At 58.8% G+C, this 21,320-nt stretch carries 17 protein-coding genes and 1 riboswitch; of the genes, 8 read left to right on the plus strand and 9 right to left on the minus strand.

Annotation, left to right across the window (positions count from 1 at the left end; translation table 11 throughout):
* The first annotated feature begins 63 nt into the window (after positions 1-63).
* Together OK142_RS14775 and OK142_RS14780 are read left to right on the plus strand one after the other, a co-directional pair.
* Entirely contained in the window at positions 64-1,404 is a 1,341-nt protein-coding gene (locus OK142_RS14775) for a nucleotide sugar dehydrogenase (RefSeq protein ID WP_498683544.1), read from the plus strand.
* A 34-nt stretch (positions 1,405-1,438) separates the two neighbouring features.
* On the plus strand, positions 1,439-1,918 hold the full coding sequence (locus OK142_RS14780) for a class I SAM-dependent methyltransferase (protein ID WP_498683545.1): 480 nt from the start codon (positions 1,439-1,441) through the stop codon (positions 1,916-1,918).
* 37 nt (positions 1,919-1,955) lie between these two features.
* Here OK142_RS14780 and OK142_RS14785 read toward each other — a convergent pair whose 3' ends face one another.
* From OK142_RS14785 to OK142_RS14800, 4 genes are all read right to left on the minus strand, one after another.
* The gene (locus OK142_RS14785; RefSeq protein WP_498683546.1) at positions 1,956-3,650 is read right to left on the minus strand and encodes an adenylate/guanylate cyclase domain-containing protein; all 1,695 of its coding nucleotides are present in this window, start codon (positions 3,648-3,650) and stop codon (positions 1,956-1,958) included.
* Between the two features lie 215 nt (positions 3,651-3,865).
* Positions 3,866-4,726, minus strand: a complete 861-nt coding sequence (locus OK142_RS14790; protein WP_051032414.1) for an MBL fold metallo-hydrolase — start codon at positions 4,724-4,726, stop codon at positions 3,866-3,868.
* A 190-nt stretch (positions 4,727-4,916) separates the two neighbouring features.
* Positions 4,917-5,372, minus strand: a complete 456-nt coding sequence (locus OK142_RS14795) for a cyclic nucleotide-binding domain-containing protein (protein ID WP_035222069.1) — start codon at positions 5,370-5,372, stop codon at positions 4,917-4,919.
* Positions 5,373-5,415: 43 nt separating this feature from the next.
* A complete protein-coding gene (locus OK142_RS14800; RefSeq protein ID WP_003492285.1) occupies positions 5,416-8,133 on the minus strand; it encodes an ABC transporter ATP-binding protein in 2,718 nt (905 codons plus the stop codon).
* Positions 8,134-8,478: 345 nt separating this feature from the next.
* Here OK142_RS14800 and OK142_RS14805 point away from each other — a divergent pair, with 345 nt between their 5' ends.
* Positions 8,479-10,299, plus strand: coding sequence for a serine aminopeptidase domain-containing protein (locus OK142_RS14805; RefSeq protein ID WP_498683550.1), 1,821 nt, complete (start codon positions 8,479-8,481; stop codon positions 10,297-10,299).
* Here the strand turns inward: OK142_RS14805 and OK142_RS14810 are convergent.
* From OK142_RS14810 to OK142_RS14830, 5 genes are read right to left on the minus strand one after another with little or no spacing between them, the layout of a single operon-like run.
* Entirely contained in the window at positions 10,267-12,732 is a 2,466-nt protein-coding gene (locus OK142_RS14810; protein ID WP_498683552.1) for a glycoside hydrolase family 2 protein, read from the minus strand. The genes OK142_RS14805 and OK142_RS14810 overlap by 33 nt on opposite strands.
* Positions 12,729-13,712, minus strand: coding sequence for a DUF1839 family protein (locus OK142_RS14815; RefSeq protein WP_498683554.1), 984 nt, complete (start codon positions 13,710-13,712; stop codon positions 12,729-12,731). The genes OK142_RS14810 and OK142_RS14815 overlap by 4 nt, the downstream gene beginning before the upstream one ends.
* Before the next feature lie 6 nt (positions 13,713-13,718).
* Entirely contained in the window at positions 13,719-14,627 is a 909-nt protein-coding gene (locus OK142_RS14820; RefSeq protein ID WP_498683555.1) for an amino acid--[acyl-carrier-protein] ligase, read from the minus strand.
* A gap of 4 nt (positions 14,628-14,631) precedes the next feature.
* Positions 14,632-15,813, minus strand: a complete 1,182-nt coding sequence (locus tag OK142_RS14825; protein ID WP_498683557.1) for an acyl-CoA dehydrogenase family protein — start codon at positions 15,811-15,813, stop codon at positions 14,632-14,634.
* A complete protein-coding gene (locus OK142_RS14830) occupies positions 15,813-16,064 on the minus strand; it encodes an acyl carrier protein (protein ID WP_498683559.1) in 252 nt (83 codons plus the stop codon). The genes OK142_RS14825 and OK142_RS14830 overlap by 1 nt, the downstream gene beginning before the upstream one ends.
* Before the next feature lie 183 nt (positions 16,065-16,247).
* A riboswitch (TPP riboswitch) is annotated at positions 16,248-16,359 on the plus strand.
* A 94-nt stretch (positions 16,360-16,453) separates the two neighbouring features.
* Here OK142_RS14830 and thiC point away from each other — a divergent pair.
* From thiC to OK142_RS14855, 5 genes are all read left to right on the plus strand, one after another.
* The gene (thiC, locus tag OK142_RS14835) at positions 16,454-18,277 is read left to right on the plus strand and encodes a phosphomethylpyrimidine synthase ThiC (RefSeq protein WP_498683591.1); all 1,824 of its coding nucleotides are present in this window, start codon (positions 16,454-16,456) and stop codon (positions 18,275-18,277) included.
* 1 nt (position 18,278) lies between these two features.
* Positions 18,279-19,283, plus strand: a complete 1,005-nt coding sequence (thiO, locus tag OK142_RS14840; RefSeq protein ID WP_498683561.1) for a glycine oxidase ThiO — start codon at positions 18,279-18,281, stop codon at positions 19,281-19,283.
* Positions 19,252-19,449, plus strand: a complete 198-nt coding sequence (gene thiS, locus OK142_RS14845; protein ID WP_082182940.1) for a sulfur carrier protein ThiS — start codon at positions 19,252-19,254, stop codon at positions 19,447-19,449. Before thiO ends, thiS begins: the two co-directional genes overlap by 32 nt.
* A gap of 4 nt (positions 19,450-19,453) precedes the next feature.
* Complete coding sequence (locus OK142_RS14850; protein ID WP_498683563.1) at positions 19,454-20,227, plus strand: thiazole synthase; 774 nt, start codon at positions 19,454-19,456, stop codon at positions 20,225-20,227.
* A gap of 88 nt (positions 20,228-20,315) precedes the next feature.
* Positions 20,316-21,320 carry a P1 family peptidase gene (locus OK142_RS14855; RefSeq protein WP_498683565.1) on the plus strand — a complete coding sequence of 335 codons (1,005 nt, stop codon included), beginning with the start codon at positions 20,316-20,318 and terminating at the stop codon, positions 21,318-21,320.

Raw genomic sequence — 21,320 nt, forward strand, 5'->3', positions numbered from 1 at the left:
CAGCCCGGCCATTCTTGCCCAACTGAAAGGCATCTTTTGCACATGCGCGGAGCGTGACACGCTTTGACTTCCCCAGATGTCTCCCAGAACCTGCTTTCCAGCATCGAAAACAAGAGCGCCAGAGCGGGCGTGATCGGCCTTGGCTATGTCGGCCTGCCGCTTGCCATGACAATTGCCAAGGCCGGTTTCAAGGTCGTCGGTTTTGATATCGATCCCGGTAAAATTACCGCTATCGATGCGGGCCGCAGCTATATCGAGGCCGTCTCGGACGACGTGCTTTCAAGTGTCCGGCGCAATGACGGCTTCGTCGCAACCTCCGATTTTTCCAGGCTGGCCGAATGTGATGTAATCGCCATCTGCGTGCCGACGCCCTTGACGAAATATCGCGAGCCGGATCTTTCCTACGTCGAAAAGACCTGCGGGGATATTGCCGCGCATCTGCGCAAGGGGCAGCTTGTGGTTCTGGAATCCACCACCTATCCCGGTACGACAGACGGGGTTGTGAAAACCATTCTGGAAGGCACCGGGCTTGTTTCCGGCGTCGATTTCTTCATCGGCTTTTCGCCCGAGCGGGAAGATCCCGGCAATCGCGATTTCGAGACCTCGACCATTCCGAAGGTCGTCGCAGGCGATGGTGAGGCTGCCGGAAAACTGATGGCCGCCTTCTACGGTGCGGTGGTGAAGAAGATCGTTCCGGTCTCGACAAACGCCACGGCCGAGGCCGTGAAGATCACCGAAAACGTCTTTCGCGCCGTCAATATCGCGCTCGTCAATGAACTCAAGGTCGTCTACGAGGCCATGGGCATCGACATATGGGAGGTGATCGACGCTGCGAAAACCAAGCCTTTCGGCTTCATGCCGTTTTATCCCGGTCCGGGTCTCGGTGGCCATTGCATACCGATCGACCCTTTCTACCTCACCTGGAAATCGCGGGAATACGAGTTGCCGACGCGGTTCATCGAACTTGCCGGCGAAATCAATACCGGCATGCCGCGCCATGTCATCGGGCGGGTGGCGGAAGCGCTCGATATCCATTCCGGCAAGGCGCTCAGCCGCTCGAAGGTGCTGGTCGTCGGTCTCGCCTACAAGAAGAACGTGCCCGATATTCGTGAAAGTCCCTCGCTGAAACTCATCGAGCTCATCCAGGAGCGTGGCGGCGAAGCTGCCTATTATGATCCGCACGTGGCTGAAATCCCGAAAACCCGGGAATATAGCCACCTGATGGGCATGAAATCCGTGGCATGGGACAGGCAGTCGATCGGCGCCTTTGATGCCGTTCTCGTCGCGACGGATCACGACAATGTCGACTATGCCGCTCTTTGCGAGTGGTCGCCGCTGATCATCGATACGCGAAATGTCTTCGCGCGCCGGGATATAGCCGCAAAACACATCATCAAGGCCTGATAGCCCTCATCAGGCATTCATGAACGGACGGAATATGAGCAGACTGGACAGTTTCATTCGCCGGTTGACCGCGCAGCGGGATATCCTCAACCACGTCGAGGCCGATCTCGATCTTCCGGAGGGGGCGATTATGGAAATCGGGCTTGGAAACGGGCGCACATTCAACCATTTGCGGGAACTGTTTCCGGAGCGCCGCATCGTTGCCTTCGACAGGGCCATGGGGGCACACGCCTCCTCCGTTCCGCCTCAGGAAGATCTCGTGATCGGCGAAATATCGCAAACCGCTCCGGCCTTCATCGGTGCTGAGGCGGCGCTGGTGCATGCCGATATCGGTACCGGCTATCCCGAGAAGGATGCCATCACCCTGACATGGCTTCCTGATCTTGCTGCGGGCATGCTCGCAAAGGGGGGCGTTGCGGTCAGCGGTCTGCCTCTCGATCATCCCGTGTTGAAGCCGCTGCCGGTGCCGGAAAGCGTGCCGACCGACCGCTATTTTCTCTACCGAAAGATTTGAGACCAAGCGGCCTGCCAGCAGGCGTGCAGAGCTTGTCTCATAGATAGCGTTCGCTCTCTTCCTTGGAGAGCAGGAAGACCTTCATTTGCGAGTTTCGTCCGCGAATGGCGATTTTTTCACTTCGCAGATCGGCGATTTCCTGGCCCGCCTGAATGATGGCCGGTTCGGAAACGACGATGGCGGCGCCGAATTCCTTTGCCTTGGACTCCAGCCTGCTTGCCACGTTTACAGTGTCGCCAATGGCGGTCAGGGTCTTCGCCGCGCCATACCCCATGATGCCGACGATTGTGGGGCCGACGTGGATGCCGACCACCACTTCCAGCCGGACGGCAAACTGCTTTTCCAGGCCCTCGTTCAGGATGGAAAGTTCCCGCAGGATGATCGCGGCCGCCTTCATGGCATTGCGGCAGGCACTTTCCGCGTTGTCGCCAAGTCCGAAGAGGGCCATGGCGCCGTCGCCGATAAATTTGTCGAGATGGCCGCCAGCCTGTTCGACGGCTTGGCCGACGATGGTGAAGTAGCGGTTCAGGAGAAATACGACGTCGTAGGGCAGCTTGGCTTCGGAAAGCGTGGTGAAATTGCGCAGATCGCAAAAGAGGATGGCGATCTCCTCTTCCGTGCCGGGTCGTGCGGGTTGGGCATCCGCCGGCAGGTCGCTTTGTTGCGGTGGCGATACGAGAAGCGCCACCCCAAGATCGTGGGTGGGCCGCAACTGGCAGCCGAGGCGCACATCCGAATCGGCGTGGATACGTCTCAACGTGGTTTGCTCGATATCTCCGGGAGGCGGAAGCGGACCCTTGCTGCCGACAACTCTGACACGGCAGGTCGAGCAACGTCCTTTGCCGCCGCAGACGGAATAATGCGGGATGCCCGCCAGCCGGCTGGCTTCCAGAATGCTGAGCCCTGCCGGTACACGCGCCTGCGCGCCATGTTCGTAGCGGATTTCTATGGCCGTCAGCCGTTGCCGGAAGCTGCGTACACCGCGCAGCACGAATACCAGCATCACTGCGCCGGCGAACAGGGTCTCCGTCGCGCCGGTGATGAAGCGGATCCGCGTCTCCATTTCCCGTTGCAGCGGCAGTTCGTCTTTCTGAATGGTATTGTCGGTCAGCCCGGGAGGAAGGGCGTATTTTTCATCAATCTCCGCCAGCCAGCGACCGGCATCGCTAAAACCCAGGAGTGCCAGAAGCGGCAGCATCACCGCTACCGTCATGAACAGCCCGGCGATGCGTGGATACCAGTCCCGGTATCGCAGCCAGAAATAGAGGCCGATGCATCCGTGGACCCAGATCACGATCAGTGCGAGGCTTTGCCACATGCCCTGTATCGGGTTGTTGATCCATAGCCGGCGGATGACCGAGTAGTAGCCGACATCAATGCCATAAAGCATATGCGATACGCGGATATTGACGGCGTGGCCGATGATCAGAAATGGGATCGACAGGCCGAATATGACCTGGAGCGCTTCACGAAGCGGCATGCGCAGGGTTCGACGCTGATAAAGCGAGCGCAGAACAAGACAGACATGCACCACAACCGAGCCATAAAAAAGCAGGCTGCTGACGGGATTGAGCCAGATCAGGCTGAACCATTTTCGCGCCCGCTCGGCGGTATCGATGGAAATGAGTGCAAGGGAATGGTTGAAAAGATGGGAAAAGACGAAAGCAAATATGATGAGGCCGGATAAAATCCGGGCGCGTCTCAAATTGGTCTCCGAAAAGAAACGGATCATGCAAATCCCGTCAAATGGCCATTCGGCGTAGAATCAAATGCAATATGTGGTGGCGATTGCTTTAGTGCAGGCCGCCTCGTGGCAATATCGTGGAGCAATCGATCGGAATCGGTCAATTGTGCGTGTTCGAATGCCGGTCTCATGGCAAAGGCTGTCGAAGCAGGCCTTCGAAAAACCGTTTGGCAGGTCAGGCTGCGATCAGCGCAAAGTTGTGATCAGAGTTCTATAATCTGGCCGTCCATGGCTGCGAATGCGCCGCTGAACTGAGACTTTGCCTGTTTTTCGATATCGTCCAGTTCGTCGTCGCTGCGGCTTGGGGCATGATGGATGAAGCCGACATTTCTTGCGCCCGCGAGCTTTGCGAGGCGGATTGCCTCCTGCCAGGATGAGTGGCCATAACCGCGGTAAAGGCTCATCTCCTCCTCGGTGAACATGGCGTCATAGAGGAAAAGATCGACGTCCCTGATCAGGTCGAGGACGTTATTGTCGGTATTGCCCGGCTCGTGCTCGGTATCGGTGATGATGGCGAGGGATTTTCCTTCCCAGTCCAGACGGTAACCGATGGCGTTGCCTGGATGGTTGAGCATTCCGGTCCTGATCGTCAGTCCCGGATGCACATCGAGCGCATCACCCGGCATGAAGTCCCGCGTCGCCATCTTTGCGCAGCAGACTTCCAGCGGCACGGGGAACCACGGCGGGCTCATGAATTCGCGGAGCATTTGCCGTGTCGTCATGGTGCCGGCGAGGTGACCTGACCAGATGGCGACATCATTGGAGCTGTTATAAAACGGCTTGAAATAGGGGAAGCCGACAATATGGTCGTAATGACAGTGCGAGAAGAACAGGTTGACGTCGGTAATGCCTTCCGCCCGCAACGCCAGACCAGCGGGATGCAATCCCGATCCGGCATCGAACAAAAGTACGTGATCTCCGCATCGTACCTCGATGCAGATGGTATTTCCGCCGTATTTTCGGAAGTTTTCACCTGAAACAGGAAGCGTTCCCCGCGCACCCCAGATCTTTACCCGAAAATTTCTATTACTTTCCCGACTTGCTGTGTCGGAATCGAACGCCATGACACACCCCAATAACAACGGAATCTTGCACGCTTTCCTCCCATGAAGCCCGTTGTCTCTAAAGATTCTTATATCCGCCATTTTCTGGCGGATGCCTTTACCCCTTATTCAGTCAGCATTTCATTTATATTGCAATGGTGCGACATTTATTTTTCCAATATCGCCCGTCACGGTAGCAAGGAATTGTCGCTCATGTTCTGGCGTTTGCGCGTGCTTTGCTCAGTTCCGTCGTCGTCTGGGTGAGGCGTTCGGCAAGAACGCGCATGACCTTGATCGTGATGTCGGGGAAATCGGACATGAGCTTGAAGAACTGTTCCTTGCCGATCCGCAGCGCTTCCACATCGGTCGAAGCGCGGATGGTTGCCGTTCTGACGCTGTCACAGAGGATGGCGATTTCGCCGACGATCGCATTGCCGGTCATTTCGGCCACTTTCAGCGTGCCCGATGGGGAATCGACCAGAACATCGACTTTTCCGGTCAAAAGAACGTAGGCCGCATCTCCGACATCTCCCTGCCGGAACAGAACATCACCGGTGTGATAGGACACGCGGTCTGATGCAAATGCGAGCAGTTTAAGTTTTGACGGTTCCATTTCCGAAAAAAATGGGACCCGTTTCAACATCTGAATTTCGTCTTTGAATAGCATTGCCTTACCCTGTTCCTGTTCCACCTCGGCCACATTCTTTGATTTATGTTGCGACCATTTCCTTGAATGTACCGTTTTCCTCCGCGAGAGTCTCGTAACTTCCGTCGGCGGTGATCAGGCCCTGGTGGACAACGATGACCCGGCCAAACATACGCGAGAGCGTTGCATTGGACAGAACCCATACGATCGAGGGGTTATTGTTGTTCTGTTGCAGGAGTGTGATGACCCGTTCGACAATTTCCTCCTGCTGCCGGGGATCAAGGCCGGGGAGAGGGCGGTTGAAGACGTAATAATCGGACTTGCGGATCAATGCCCTTGCAAGGTTGAGCTTCTGACGCTGGAGCGGCCCGAGCCGCTTGCCGCCGGCGCCGAGATTGAAATCCAGACCCACTGCCAGAACGCGCTCGTAAACGCCCTGCTTGCGCATGACATCCGCGACAATGCGGGTGATGCGCCGCGAGGCATCCGTATAACGATGGCTGACCTTGCCGAAGAGAATATTGTCCAGGAGGCTGGTGGCGCTCATGTATTTTGTCGGATCGTAGATTTCGATCACGTTCTTCAGGCTGTCGGGCAGGTTTTCATGGAACATGTGCCGGACTTCGACGATCCGGTTCATGATCTCCGGTGACAAAAGGCCGAAACGCTGCCTGGGTTCGATGTAGAAGAAGCTCAGCCGCAGCATTGCGCGCTTTTCGCTTTCATTGGCCTCGTCGAAACCGCGACCCTGAAGGCGTTGCAGCATTTGCTGATAGACCGGGATATCATCCGGCGTCATGAATGTGAGCTGCTGGAAGAAGGGGTGATCTCCGGGCAGATCTGCGAAGATTTCCACGATGTTTTCGGCGATCGTGTAACCCATCTCGAACAGGGTTTTGACGAGGCCGGTCTCACGCATCAGCGAACGGAAATAGTCACTTTCGATGACGGTCCTGATCGTCTGGGTGGAGTCCCGCATGGTGCCAAACAGCAGGTTCTCACCAACAGTCGCTTCGCTGTTGTAGCTCTCCAGTTCGAAGGGCGCGATGAGACCGCTCAGGTTTTCCTTTTCCAGTTCGGCCCGCAGAACATGCCGCAATTCCACGATGCGGGCGGCCAGATGCAGGTCGGTCAGCGGATCGATGGACGAGCGCAGCGCAAATTCCAGAATATCCTGCGAGAGTTCGACGCTGTCGAGGACTGCCAGAATGGCCTGGATGAGATTTTCCGGCCGACCGTCACTCGCCGGGCTCGAAGCATAATCGATCCATTCGCCGTTGATGTCGATCAGCGGATTGCCCGCCATCTTGGCTTCGCGGATTTCCCATTTGCGATGTTCCAGTGCGGCACCTTCATAACCCTTGTCCGCAAGTGGTGCGTGTTTCAGGCCGTAAAGCAGGTTGTCCTTGAGGCTGGCGTGGAAAAAATAACTGTCCGAGGAGACATAGGAGATGCGCCGTCCCGTCAGCGATTCCGGCAGTTCCAATATGTCGACGTCGTTGATGCTGATCTTGCCGGAAGTCGGCCAAAGTGTGCGGCCGATTGCATCCGCTAAAGCCTCGGCTCCCGAGCCGCCAACGATCGCGATTACTTCGCCCGGTTCGATCTTCAACGTTGCCTGCTCAAGAAGCCGGCTGCCGCTATCGTCTTCGAGCGTCAGATTGGTGACCACGATCGGCGCAGTGATTGCCGCGACGCTTCCCGGCGATAGTTTTTGGACCTTGTCATCGATCATGTTTGGCGCGTTGAACTGCTCGAAGACCTGCTCGTATTTAACCTGGACGTCCTGACGCGCCTGATCCCAGTCGATCAGTTCCTTCAGCGGTCCGGGCAGTTCCTTATAGGCGTTGATGACGGCGACCAGCTGGCCGACATCGAGACTGCCCTTGAGGGTGAGATAGCCGCCGAGCGCGTAAAAGAAGAAAGGGGTGAGCTGTGCGAGGAAGTTATTGATGAATTTGACCAGAAACTTCCACTGGTAGAGATCGTAGCGGATCTTGAAAATGTCGCCGAGCCGGTGCGAGGCATCGGCGCGTTCGAAATTAGACGTATCATAGGCGTGGATGGTGCCGATGCCGTCAACCATTTCGCCGATGCGCCCGGCAAGCTGGCGCGCGCTCAGCTGCCGCTGCCGCCCCAGTTCGATGAGGCGGCGTCGCATCTTGGGAATGATGCCCACCTGGATGGCGGCCATGAAGGCCGCGATCAGACCCAGCCAGAAATTCTGCACGAGGATGAAGAAGAGTGCTGAAAGCGCCTGACCGCCGAGAAGCGCCGGCTGCACGAAGGCATCGCCGGTAAATCCGCCCAGCGGCTCGACCTCGTCCTTCACCATGCTGGAGATTTCGGCGCCCTTGACGCGCTTGAAATGCGTGGGCGGAAACCGGAGGATTCTGTCGATCAGTTCAAAACGGATACGACGGAGAAGCCGTTCGCCAAGGCGGCCCTTGTAGGTATTGATGTAATATTTGAAGAGCCCGTTGATGATGACAAGCGCAAGGAAGGTGAGGCTGAGCGCCATCAGCATCGACATGCGGTTGAGCTCGAGCCCGGGGAACAATGTCACGGTGCCCCAATAGGGAATATCGACCGTGAGATGCATGAAAAGCTGCGTTGCGTTCGCCCCCTCGAAACCGTCTCCCTGAATGGGACCGTTGACGATCTGCTTGGGCAGATCGAATGCGAGGAAGTAAGGGATCATGGACAGGGCGACGATCAGCAGGATGAAAAGCTGCTGCCGCCTTGTGTGCGACCAGATGTAACGCGTAAGGCTTTGTTCCATATAAAACTTCTATGACCGGTCGGGCCAGGCCCGGCGTGTTGGTTTGCGCGGTGTCAAGACGATCAGGCTGCCAGGCGGCGGAACCTCCTCCTGCAAATAGGTATGAGATTCGCTATTTATCAGTATATTCAAGCGGTTTCGAGCAAAATAGCGTCTGGGCCGCACGCTGGCCAGCCTATCGGCATGTTCCTTTGTCACGCCGCTTTTGCGACATATGGAACACGGCGGTATTTCTATATTTCTCTAATGTTACTGTTTTTATTGTTGAACAGGCGTTATGAGACTTCTGTATAGTGAACCCGATGAATGTCTGAGCCACCCACTGGCGCAATAATGGCAAGGTTGATGGCGATAGATATTTCAGAGCGCGCCGGCAATGAACCCTCCTTTGATACGTTGTCGCTTTCAGGCATTGCATCGGACGGGGTGATTGCGCATCCGGTTTCTTTTGAAGGGTGCACGGGTATTTTCCATCCGGCGCGCAAAGACGTCAAACAGGATCATGCGGTTCTTTTCGTCAGCCCCTGGGGCATGGAGGAGCTGTGCAGCCGCAAGTTTCAGCGCATTCTGGCCGAGCGGCTGGCCGCATCGGGTGTCGCCAGTCTGCGGTTCGATTATCACGGTGCAGGTGATGCGCTTGGTCCGGAGGACATGGGCCGGACGGCGGACTGGCTTTCCGACACGCGGGCGGCGCTTGACTATCTCAAACGTCTTTCCGGCTGTTCCGGAGTGGCCGTCATCGCCCAGGGCCTTGGTTGTCTGATCGCCGCACAGGCGCTTGCCGGTGAGGCCGCTGTGGGTTCCATGGCGCTTCTGGGCCCCGTTGTCTCCGGTCGCGCCTATCTTCGCGAGCTGGCCATGTGGTCTTCGATGATCGATGACGGACTTGGTCTCCGCCCAGAACAGCGCATTGCGGAGGCTGGCGCGATTGCGGGCATGGTGATGCCGGCGGGTGTTGCCGACGGGATCAAGAAGGTCAATCTTTCAAATCTGGATGCCGCTCCGGCACGCGCCATTCTGGTCCTGTCGAGGTCAGGCCGGGTGACCGACGGCGATTTCGCAAAACGCCTCGCCACAATCGGCGGTGAGGTGGAGGAGGCGGAGTTTTCCGGCTATGACGATCTCGTCTCCAGCCCGACGCTGTCGAAAATATCCGGCGATGTGGTGAACCGGCTTCATGACTGGGTGCTGTCCAAGGCCCGCGCCGGGGATGCGGTGGGCCGGCGGTCGGATTTTACCATCAACGCCCCCCAGCACGGTCGCGGGTTCTTCGAGCAGCCGGTACAATTTGGCGAAGGCGGGCGGCTTTTCGGTGTCTTTTGCGAGCCAGACGATCGGCAGGCAGTCTCTTCTGTTCTTCTTCTTGGCGCGGCCTATGACCGTCATGCGGGCTGGGGCAGGCTTTCCGTGCAGACGGCCCGCACCCTTGCGCGCGAGGGCATCGCCTCGCTCCGGTTCGATGCAGCCAATATTGCCGACAGTCCTCCCGTCAAGAACGTGCCCGATCAGGTTCTCTATGATGTTGCGCAGAATGACGATGTGGCCGCCGCGCTCGATTTTCTCGGCCGGCGCGGCAAAGGACCCTTGATTGCCGCGGGCCGCTGCAGCGGCGCTTATCTTGCCTTCAACGGCGCGCTCGCCGATGACAGGATCAGCGCCGTCGTCGCGGTCAATCCGGTCGTCTTCCACTGGCAGAAAGGCCGCTCGGTTGATGAGGCGCTGCACAAGCGGCCGCGCTCCTTCGGTGAATACAGCCAGCGTTTTCGTCAGGGCGCTACATTCAAGCGCCTTATCAGCGGCGATGTCGATGTGGTGAGCGCCGGGCTGAACATCGTCAAGGCGACGCTCAAGAAGCTCAAGACAAAAACGGCGAGGCTTTTCCGCAGGGGAAGCGAGGAAGGGCGCGCTGTCTACGGCGCTTTTGACAGGTTGAAGGCGCAGAACACCGCCATCAGCCTGCTTTACAGCGACAATGACGACGGGCTTGAGCATTTTCAGTATTATTTCGATGCCGATGGCAGGGGGCTGTCAGCCTATCGGAATGTTTCGCTGACCATCATTCCCGATGCCGATCACAATCTCTCGACGCCTGAAGCGAGAAAAATCTATATCGATTCGGTGAAGCGACTGGCTTTAAAAGGAAAATCGCCGGCTCGACCCCAGTGACATCACCTCGCCGGAAGGCGGCGTTTCGGATGCCGTAGTCTCCGGCAATAGGGCGATTTTCCTGCTCTCGCCGGGGGCGAGATGGAACCAGTTTTCCGAGGCACGGTAACCGTCCGCCGTGACATGGACGGATTGAGCCAGCCGGTCCGTGCCGATTTCGAGTGACCAGCCGCCATTTTCCTCGCGCACTGCCACCTGAAGATTGGCGGCATGCAGCGCCTTTTTCCGACCAAGCGGAAAATTAAAGGCGTCGGCGATGACATGTCCGGTCGCCACATCACGAAGCCGGGCAACCGTGACATCATGGGATGGCGGGCCGAAACGATAGGCGTAGGTGGTATCGAAAAAGGCGCCGAACATGCCCGTTGCGGCGATGGTATGGCTCTGTCGCGGCAAAAGCGTCAGCGGCCGTTTGGCGTGGACGACGGGTTGTGTGCCGTCGCGCAGGCAGGTCAGCTCCAGCATTGCTTGAAGGCCGTTGCCGGTTTCGTTGATGAGATGAATGTCCAGCCCGTTTGTGCCTTCATCGGAAAGACTGAGCTGTATCGGGCGAAATGCTCTTTTCAGCGCATGCCACACGGATTTCGGCCTGCCGGTGGCGTCGATGACACCCCAGCCTGCGCCGGGCACCAGATCCTGCAGGGTCCAGACCAGGGCACCCTGGCACGAAGAAGCGTCGCGGCGCCATTCGGCGAAGGTTGCTTCCATGACTTCGGCTGTGGCGGCGCGGGACATGTCGAGATAGAGACCGCCATCCTCGCGGCGCAGCACATCCGGTTCGACGTCGTATAGCAGCTTTAGATAGTGGTCGCGAACATCCTCGAAATCCCAGGAGGCACCGCGATCGCGTGGCGCGCGGGCCTTCCATCGCGGATCATGCACCGCCAGTGCGGGAAGATGTCTGTCAAGGGTTTCCTGATCGGGAATATTGGCGAAGGCAAGGCACTCGGCGGCAAAGCGCACATCGGCCCGGCGGGCATCCTCCAGCGGACGGCAATAGGCGCCGACGCCATAATAATGGCCGACCCTGGCGTTGGGGAAGAAGGGCAATGCGCCACCCGAGGGTGAGTTGGCGACATAGACCGTGTCCGGCCGTTTCTCGACCACCACTTCCGGCAGGATTTCCTCGGTGAGCGTTCCTTTCCAGATTTGTTCAGGCAGACCGAGCATTGCGCCCTGCTGGTACATTTCGCTGCCGCCGCAAAAGACGGCGAGCGAGGGAGAAAGGGCCGTCGCCTCAAGGAACTGCGAGATTTCCGTGACGATATGCTGGCGGAGGGCTTCGTCCTTTGCCGGGTAATCGAAATTGGCGAGCATGGCGTCCTGCCAGACCATCATGCCGAGTTCGTCGCAGAGCGTGAAGAATTCCGGCGTCTCATAAGCCATGGTGCCGCCAACGCGGATCATGTTCATGCCGGCTTCGGCGGCTTTCCTGAGCCATGGTTCGTAATCCGGTCTCGATCCCGGCAGGCGCACAATGTCTGCCGTCGTCCAGACCGCACCACGGCAGAAAACGGATTGTCCGTTTACCCTCAGCCCGAAACCGTTGCCGTCCTCGCCGTCCTCGCCGTGATCGATCTCGAGATTTCGAAAGCCGGTCCGTCCGAGACGGTGTTGTTTGCCGTCCAGCTCCAGAATGATCTCGTGGAGAGCCGGTCTGCCATGCGTGTGCGGCCACCAGGTTTCGACGCCCGGTATGTGAAGTTCGCCGGAGAATTTGCCATTTTCAATGCTCGAAAGATCGGTGCTGTATCCGGCACAGATCAGGCGTGCGGTCGCAACGGTGCGGTCTGTTTCCAGTGCAATAGCCAGCTTGCCGGTGCCGGTTTCATCCAGTGAGGATCGGGCTGTGCAGAGAACTCCGTCCTGCCTTATCAGGCTGATGGGTCGCCATGGGCCGGCAGCATGGATTTCCGGGCACCAGCCGGGCATATAGCCCAGTGCCGTTGTCCGGATGAGCCGCAGACCCTGCGTGTTCATCATCTGTGGCCGCCAGCGGGCGCGCGGGCCGGTTTTTTCAAGCCTCGGCGCAAGCGCCCGGAAGCAGATCGACAGTTCGTCCGCACCCGTCAGCTTGACTGGAACCTCCAGCCTTTCGAACATGCTCTGACTGGCCGCGATCAATTCGCCGTTGAAGAAGATTTCCGCAATTGTCGACAGGCCATCGAAGCGCAGGATTGCCCTTTCGCGGACATCGGAAATCATCGTCAGGCGATACCAGGCGTCCCTGTCGTTGAGGGCTGCCGGGGCAATGCGATCGAATTTTCCGGCCATTTCCAAGGCCTGCGCCACAGTGCTCGGAACGGATACGTTAAGGCTTTCAAGGGTTGCGGAAATATCCGACGGCGTCTCGAAGGCATCGGCCGGCGTCAGCGTAAGCGTCCAGCCTTCGCTCAGCAATTCTACGCTTTCACCCGGAAGGTAGATCCTCACGCGGCCTCGCTGGCGTTCGACAGCTTCGCAGCAAGGCTGTCCATCAGGCCATCCCATGCATCCGCAGCCGGATCGAGCACGGCGGCAAGCGCATCGAACTTGCGGCGCGTGACGGCACGGGCAAGCTGGAACTGCACGGTCTTGGCGACCTCGGAGAGGCGAAGCGCATGATCTCTCGCTTCAGAAAAGCCGTCCTTGTCCAGCCAATCGAGATGGCTTGCCGCCAGTTCGAAATTGGCGCCGAGCTGGCGCAGCGTGTTGAAGGCGTATTTGTGGAAAAAGCCGAATGGCCTGTCTGCGACCTTTTCCACCTGGGCCGGAAACACGGCCGCGAAAGCCCTGACCGGGTTGGCGGAAGGGCGTCTTGAAAAATGAAACTTCAGCAGCCGTTCGGCTGTCTTGCGGATATGGGCCGGTGAAGGCTTGGTGTCCGCAAATTTTGCAAATTCCGTATAGGGCAGGAATGGCGGGTCGGTTTCCTGCAGATGATGCTGGAACAGGCCGTCAAAGTCTTCGCCCGACAAGTGGAAAAAACCGGCATTGTGGAAATAGTCGAGTTCCCGCTTCGCCAGATCGAGCCGGTTGATGGCAATGGTGGTCTTGCCATGCTCCTTCTGGTAACCCACCCCATGGGTATCGGGCATATAGAAGCTGTCCATCTCGATCAGGCAGATGCGGCCGCGTTCCAGCTGCGCCTCGATGTGGTTTTCCACCCGGTCGAAGATCGCAAGTTCGGTGGCGCGAACGCCATAAAGCGCTTCGAGATCTTCCAGCGGCACTTTGAAGAAGGTGAACTGGTCGCCTTCGAAATCCTGCGTCAGGGTGAAACCGAACATGGCTTCCGGCGGCAGCCCCTTGGCGGCCAGCACCTCGATCCACAAATCGATGTAGCAATTGGTTTCCGGCCACATTCGTTCTGACGAATGAAGCGGATGCTGCACATGGTTTTTGGGATCGAGACCGGGGAAAATCTGCCGCATGAACGATCAGCCCCAGAGCGTTTCCACGACCTTGGCAGGCCATTGTTTCACATTAAGACCGTGATGGGCAAAGAGCGCCAGCGCAATGCGCTCAAGACCGAAACCGACGCAGGCGGTATGGGCCACGTCACCATTGTCGAGGTTCAGATCCCATTTCTGGCCAAAGGCGTCCTGATGATAGTTGAAACTCATGCAGGCCGTGGGGTTGGTGGCGGAGGTGACGGGGATCAGCAGTTCGAACTTCAGGTTCTGGTCACGCTGGTTGTTGGCCAGCATCTTGCCCGCGCGGCCAAAGAAGGGATCGTTGGCCACATCGATGGTGACATCGAGCCCCACGGCTTCCATCATCGCCACGCCGCGATCCATCCATATCTGGCGGAATTCGGTCACATCGCTCTCCGTGCCCATGCGAACATATTCACGCATGCGGAAAAGCTGCTGACGCGCCGGATCCTTGGAGGGCTCATGGCGGAAACAATAGGACTGGATGTCGTAGAGCCCGCCGCCGGAAGGCAGCGCGCCACGCTTGGCAATCGTCGGATAAAGCGGGTAGCAGGCCGCCGGCGTCAGGACGATGTCGGTGGCTTTCTGATCCTTGGTCCAGTCGCCGCCCTCATCCATGCTTTTCAAAAGGCTGACATGGTCGAGCTCGCAGCCACAGAAGGAGTGGACCGTGCCCGCCAGCTGCGGGAAGCTTTTCATGTAACCGCTCTTTTCGAAATAGGCGCGGTTGATGCCGGGCGGAAAGCGGATGGCTTCGGCGCCGTCAGCGCCGCCCGTGCGGTCGATCAGCCGTTCGAATGCGGCAATGACGTCCTCGAACTGGCCGCCGCGACCGTATAGACCGTCCACACCCGTTTCAATCAGCAGGCCCTCTTCGAACAGTCGATCGAGAAAGGATGTTTGCATGTCCATGGTCTTATCCCAAAAGGCTGGTGTCCTGCCTGTGAACCAGCAGGAGATTGGCGGAGTTACCGAGAATACGGTCATTGGAGATCATCAGGCGGGCGGAATGCGCATCGCGAAGGTGCCGGCCGAGGCTGTAGGGCGTACCGTTCTTGTAACCCATGATGCCGCAGACCAGCATGGCGTGGTCGATGATCTGAAGAATGGTTTCAGAAGAGCAGATCTTCACATTGTTCATGGCCACTGCAAAAGCCATGGACATGAGCTTGTCCGGGTCGCTCTTGGTGTCCTCGTAAGCCTTGATGCCGGCGATGATGTTGGATTTGACCACCTGCAGTTTGGTGGAAACTTCAGCAAGTCGGATTGCGCCGGGCGGAGCGACGCCGGGTGACTTGCGTGCGGCTGCTCTCACGAAGGACTGGGCGCGCAGCACGGCGTCGGACGCGATACCGTACCAGACGGCGCTCCACAGCAGATGAGAGCTTGCAAGCATCGATTGCGCCGCGATTTCCGCAAATGGTTTCGGGAATATCTGCACTGCCGGCGCTTCGCCGCGGAACAGGAAACCGTCCGAACAGGTGCCGCGCATGCCGAGCGTATCCCAGACGTGGGTTTTTTCGAGCGTATACTGATTTTTCAGGAAGACGGTCATCACCTGATCTGCGGGCGCGGCATTCTTGTGGGAGCGGGAGGTGATGAGGATGGCATCAGCATTGCTGCCATAGGAAATGACGGTGGCGTCCTTCTCCAGCTGGCAGAAGTCTCCATCGACCTCGATGGCGCAGATTGAATTGCGCAGATTGCCGCCGATGCCGCCTTCGGTCGTCGCCGAGCCAAGCAGAAGCTGCTCGTTTGCAATGCGACTCATGAAGCCCGCATGCCAAGCGCTTGCCTCGCCATGTTCCACAAGGCTGGATGCCTTGATGTGGTGCATGGCGAAAATCATCGCGGTTGCCGAACAGGCCTGGCCAAGCCGGGCACAGATATCGGCGATTTCCTGCAGGGATGCCCCTTCGCCGCCAAGGGAGGAGGGGATCTGGATGCCCAGCAGGCGTTCCCGCTTCAATGCATCGACAGCCTCCTCAGGGAAGCGGCCGGTGACATCCACCTCGTCCGCATGTTTGGCGGCGATCGTCGCGACACGGCTCGCGCGCGCCGACAGTGTTTCATCCTGCGGCGATACGGTTACGTTCATCACGCGGCCTCTTTGCCGTCCAGGATGAGCTTAACGGTGTCTTCGATGGACTTGATGCTTGCAAAGGACTTGCGGTTGAGGAGGTTGTCCGGGAATTCGATATCGAAAGCTTCCTCGATACCCAGCATCAATTGCACCGATGCAAAGGAAGAAAGGCCGGCCGCATAAAGATCGGCTTCATTTTCAATCGTATCGACGGGGGTGGGAAGCTGGCCGAATTTTGCCAGTATTTCACGAATAGTCGCATTCATTCCAACGTATCTCCCGTGAATTTCACATTAGGATGGTTTGTGCTTATCGTTACGTTGCAAACGATAATATTCACCTAAACCGTTAGGTTAACTACAGCTGACGGCAGCATGCGACATTCACGCACCGTTGCCAAGCATTGATCCGCGCCCTTGACAAATGTCGGGCGGTGTCTTTTGCTATCCTCCATTCACCAGGGGTGTCCCGTCAAGGGGCTGAGATTCTGCTTTCATGCGCAGTGACCCGTTGAACCTGATCCAGTTCATACTGGCGTAGGGACGGTGCAAAGACCGAAGGTCGGCTGGCGTATGGCGTCCAGTGTCGGCACTTCGGTATTTTCCATCATTCCGGCTCGAACTGGGTCTCCACTGTCAAACTTTGGAGCCTCATGATGAATATCGCTGCCAAGAATATCCCGCTTTCAGTTACAACCGGGCCGCATCCCGCCTCCACGAAAACCCATAAAAGCGGAATTTTACATCCGCATATCCGCGTGCCGATGCGCGAGATCGCCGTTCACCCGACCGCCGGCGAACCGCCGGTGACGGTCTATGATTCCTCGGGTCCCTATACCGATCCCTCACACGCCGTTCTGATCGAAAAGGGCCTGCCGCGTCTGCGTCACGACTGGGTTGTGGCGCGTGGCGATGTCGAGGCTTATGACGGCCGGCACGTCAAGCCGGAGGATAACGGCTTTGCAACCGGCGAGCGCCTGACGCCCGAATTTTCCGTGCGCCATCAGCCGCTGAGAGCCACGGCGAACAAGGCGGTGACCCAGCTTGCCTATGCGCGTGCCGGCATCATCACGCCGGAAATGGAATTCATCGCCATCCGGGAAAATCTCGGACGCGAAGCTGCGAAAGAGAAGCTGATCCGCGATGGCGAGAGTTTTGGCGCGCAGATCCCCGACTACGTAACGGCTGAATTCGTTCGTCAGGAAGTTGCTTCGGGCCGTGCCATCATCCCGGCCAACATCAATCACCCCGAGCTTGAGCCGATGATCATCGGCCGTAATTTCCTGGTGAAGATCAACGCCAATATCGGCAATTCCGCCGTCACTTCCTCCATGGCCGAAGAGGTGGAGAAGATGGTCTGGGCGATCCGCTGGGGTGCCGATACCGTCATGGACCTTTCGACCGGGCGCAACATCCACAATATCCGCGAATGGATCATCCGCAATTCGCCGGTGCCGATCGGCACCGTGCCGCTCTATCAGGCGCTGGAAAAGGTCAACGGCATTGCCGAAGACCTGAACTGGGAGGTGTTCCGAGATACGCTGATCGAACAGGCGGAGCAGGGCGTGGATTATTTCACCATCCATGCCGGCGTGCGGTTGCATTACATTCCGCTTACCGTCAACCGCGTCACCGGCATCGTGTCGCGCGGCGGCTCGATCATGGCCAAGTGGTGTCTGCATCACCACAAGGAAAGTTTCCTCTATGAGCATTTCGACGAGATCTGCGACATCTGCCGCGCCTATGACGTTTCCTTCTCGCTGGGTGACGGCTTGCGGCCCGGCTCGATCGCCGACGCCAATGACGCTGCGCAATTTGCAGAACTGGAGACGCTGGGCGAGCTGACGCAGATCGCCTGGGCCAAGGACTGCCAGGTCATGATCGAAGGCCCCGGCCATGTGCCGATGCACAAGATCAAGGAGAACATGGACAAGCAGTTGAAGACCTGCGGCGAGGCACCCTTTTATACGCTCGGGCCGCTGACCACCGATATCGCCCCCGGTTACGATCATATCACCTCCGGCATCGGGGCCGCGATGATTGGCTGGTTCGGCACGGCGATGCTCTGCTACGTCACGCCGAAGGAACATCTGGGCCTGCCGGATCGAAACGACGTGAAGGTCGGTGTCATCACCTACAAGATCGCTGCCCACGCCGCCGATCTAGCCAAGGGCCATCCGGCTGCACAGGTGCGTGACGATGCTCTGTCGCGTGCGAGGTTCGAGTTCCGCTGGGAAGATCAGTTCAACCTGTCGCTGGACCCGGATACGGCGCGTTCCTTCCATGACGAGACATTGCCGAAGGAGGCGCACAAGGTCGCACATTTCTGCTCCATGTGCGGGCCGAAATTCTGCTCGATGCGGATTTCCCACGATATCCGCGCCGAGGCGCAGAAGGAGGGGCTGGAGGCCATGGCCGCGCGCTTCAAGGAAGGTGGCGAGCTATATATGCCGCTCGCCGCCCCGGTGGACGGCCAGTAGCATGCGTGTCCTTGTCAAGGGAACGGGGGTCGCCGGTCTGACGGCGGCCTTCGAACTGGCGTGCAGCGGCGTTACCGTGGAGGTTTCGGAGCGCAATGCCGAAGCCTCGCGCGGCGCATCGTGGTATGCCGGCGGCATGCTCGCGCCGTGGTGCGAGCGTGAGAGTGCGGAGGAAGCGGTGCTGACGCTGGGGCAGGCGGCGCTCGACTGGTGGGACGAAGCGACTCCCGGCCTTGTTGTTCGACATGGTACGCTGGTTGTCGCACCGGCCCGCGACAAAGCAGAGCTTTCGCGTTTCGCGTCCAGAACCACTGGATACCAGTGGGTGGATGAGGGTGAAATCGCCGCTTTGGAGCCGGATCTTGCCGGGCGGTTCCGCTCCGGGCTTTATTTCCCGGGTGAGGGGCATCTCGATCCGCGCCTTGCGCTGCAATCATTGCATGAGCGCCTCTGCGATTTGGGCGTGCGATTTCACATGGGCGTTCCGGTGGATGAACAGTATTTCGACCGGGTGGTGGATTGCACTGGCCCTGCGGCGGTGGGTGAGATTGCCAACCTCCGCGGGGTGCGGGGAGAGATGCTTTATCTCGCCACGTCAGAGGTTTCCCTGTCCCGTCCCGTCCGGCTGCTGCATCCGCGCATTCCGCTTTACATCGTGCCGCGTGAGCCGGGCCGTTTCATGGTGGGTGCGACGATGATCGAGACGGAAGATGCGGGCGCGATTTCCGCGCGCTCGATGATGGAGTTCCTGAACGCCGCCTATGCTGTGCATCCGGCCTTCGGGGAAGCGGAAATCATCGAGACGGGAACCGGCGTTCGTCCGGCTTACCCCGACAACCTGCCTGATGTCACCGAGGACGGTCGGACCATCTTCATCAACGGCGCGCACCGGCATGGCTTCCTGCTGTCGCCGGCGATGGCGCAGCGGGCGGCTGAAGTCGTCTGCCAAAATATTTCTGAAAAGGAACAGGATCATGAAACTTCTGGTGAATGGCGACGAGCTTGATCTCGCCACTGAGACGCTGGCGGGTTTGCTCTCCAGCCTAGATTATGAAGGCGACTGGCTGGCGACGGCGGTCAATGGCGAGCTGGTGCATTCGGAAGAGCGCGCCGATTATCAACTGAGGGCGTTCGACCGGGTTGAAATCCTCTCGCCGATGCAGGGAGGTTGAGGCCATGTTGACGCTTTATGGCCGTGAGGTCTCTTCCCGCCTTCTGCTCGGCACGGCGCGTTATCCGTCTCCTGCCGTGCTTGCCGATGCGGTGCGGGCCAGCAACACCGATATTCTGACGATTTCGCTGCGCCGGGAAACGGCGGGCGGCAAGAAGGGTGGTCAGTTTTTCGAGCTGATCCGCGAGCTGGATCGCTACATCCTGCCAAACACGGCCGGTTGTCATACTGTGAAGGAAGCGGTGCTGACGGCGAAGATGGCCCGCGATGTTTTTCACACCAACTGGATCAAGCTGGAGGTCATCGGCCATCACGACACGCTGCAGCCCGATGTCTTTGCGCTTGTCGAGGCGGCGAAAATTCTCTGTGACGATGGTTTCGAGGTCTTTCCCTATACGACGGACGATCTTGTCGTCGCCGAAAAGCTCCTGGATGCGGGTTGCAAGGTGCTGATGCCCTGGTGCGCGCCAATCGGCAGCGCCATGGGGCCGCTCAATCCGATGGCGCTGAAATCGATGCGGGCGCGATTTGCGGATGTGCCGCTGATCGTCGATGCCGGTATCGGCCGGCCGTCCCATGCGGTGACGGTGATGGAACTTGGCTACGATGCCGTTCTGCTCAATACGGCGGTTGCAGGCGCGGGTGATCCGGTTGGCATGGCGGAGGCTTTCGCCCGCGCCATAGAGGCTGGCCATCAGGCATTCCTGTCCGGTCCGCTGGAGCCGAGAGACATGGCCATTCCCTCGACACCCGTGATTGGTACGGCGGTTTTCTCCTGATCGCGGTCTGCCGCCGCCATCGGACATGTCACCTTTTGCGTTGACAGTGTCCCGTGGCGGCGGGATACCGGGAGAAAAGGGGAACGGCATGGCGGCACGCAACAATCTTCTGACGGATATCGATGGCGTTTCGGTTGGCAATGTGACCGATCTTTCCCTCGGCTCCGGTGTCACCGCCATTGTTTTCGAAAAGCCCGTTGTCGCTTCCGGTTCGGTTCTAGGCGGTGCGCCCGGCGGGCGCGATATCGGCCTGCTCGATCCGGCGATGACGGTGGAAACCGTGGATGCCTTCGTCCTCTCGGGCGGTTCAGCCTTCGGGCTGGATGCGGCGGGCGGTGTTCAGGCCGGGCTGCGCGAGATCGGCCGTGGTCTGCAGGTTGGGTCCACCCGCGTTCCCATCGTGCCGCAGGCGATCCTGATGGATCTGCTGAACGGCGGCGACAAGGACTGGGGGCTGCATTCGCCCTATCGCGAGATGGGATATTCGGCCTTTAAGGCGGCGCGTGCGGAGCCCTTCGAACTTGGAACGGCAGGTGCGGGAACGGGGGCGACGACAGCCACCTTCAAGGGCGGTCTTGGTTCGGTAAGCGCTGTCAGTTCCGGCGGTTATAAGGTGGCGGCCATCGTCGCCGTCAATGCGCTCGGTTCTGCAACTGTTGGAACCAGCCGCCATTTCTGGTCTGCGCCTTTTGAAGTGCAGGGCGAGTTCGGCGATTGCCGTTTTCCGGACCGTTTCGAGCCGGATCATACTGCGTTGCGCCTGAAAGGTGTCAACCTGACCGCGACGACGATCGGTGCGGTGGTGACAGACGCCGTTCTTACGAAGTCGCAGGCGCATCGCCTTTCCATCATGGCGCATGACGGGCTGGCGCGCGCCGTGCTGCCCGCCCATCTGCCGAGTGATGGCGACACCATGTTTGCGGCTGCGACCGGTGAGAAGCCGCTTGAGGGCGGCGCGCATTTCGCGGAACTCTGCCACCTCTCCACTATTGTTATGGCGCGCGCGGTGGCGCGTGGCGTTTACGAGGCGATGGCGCTGCCGCAGCACGGTGCGCAGAAAGCCTATCGCGATCTTCATGGCCGGGGTCGCTAA

Origin of the sequence: Agrobacterium sp. BT-220-3, from assembly GCF_025910175.1 — a bacterium.
GTDB lineage: Bacteria > Pseudomonadota > Alphaproteobacteria > Rhizobiales > Rhizobiaceae > Agrobacterium > Agrobacterium oryzihabitans.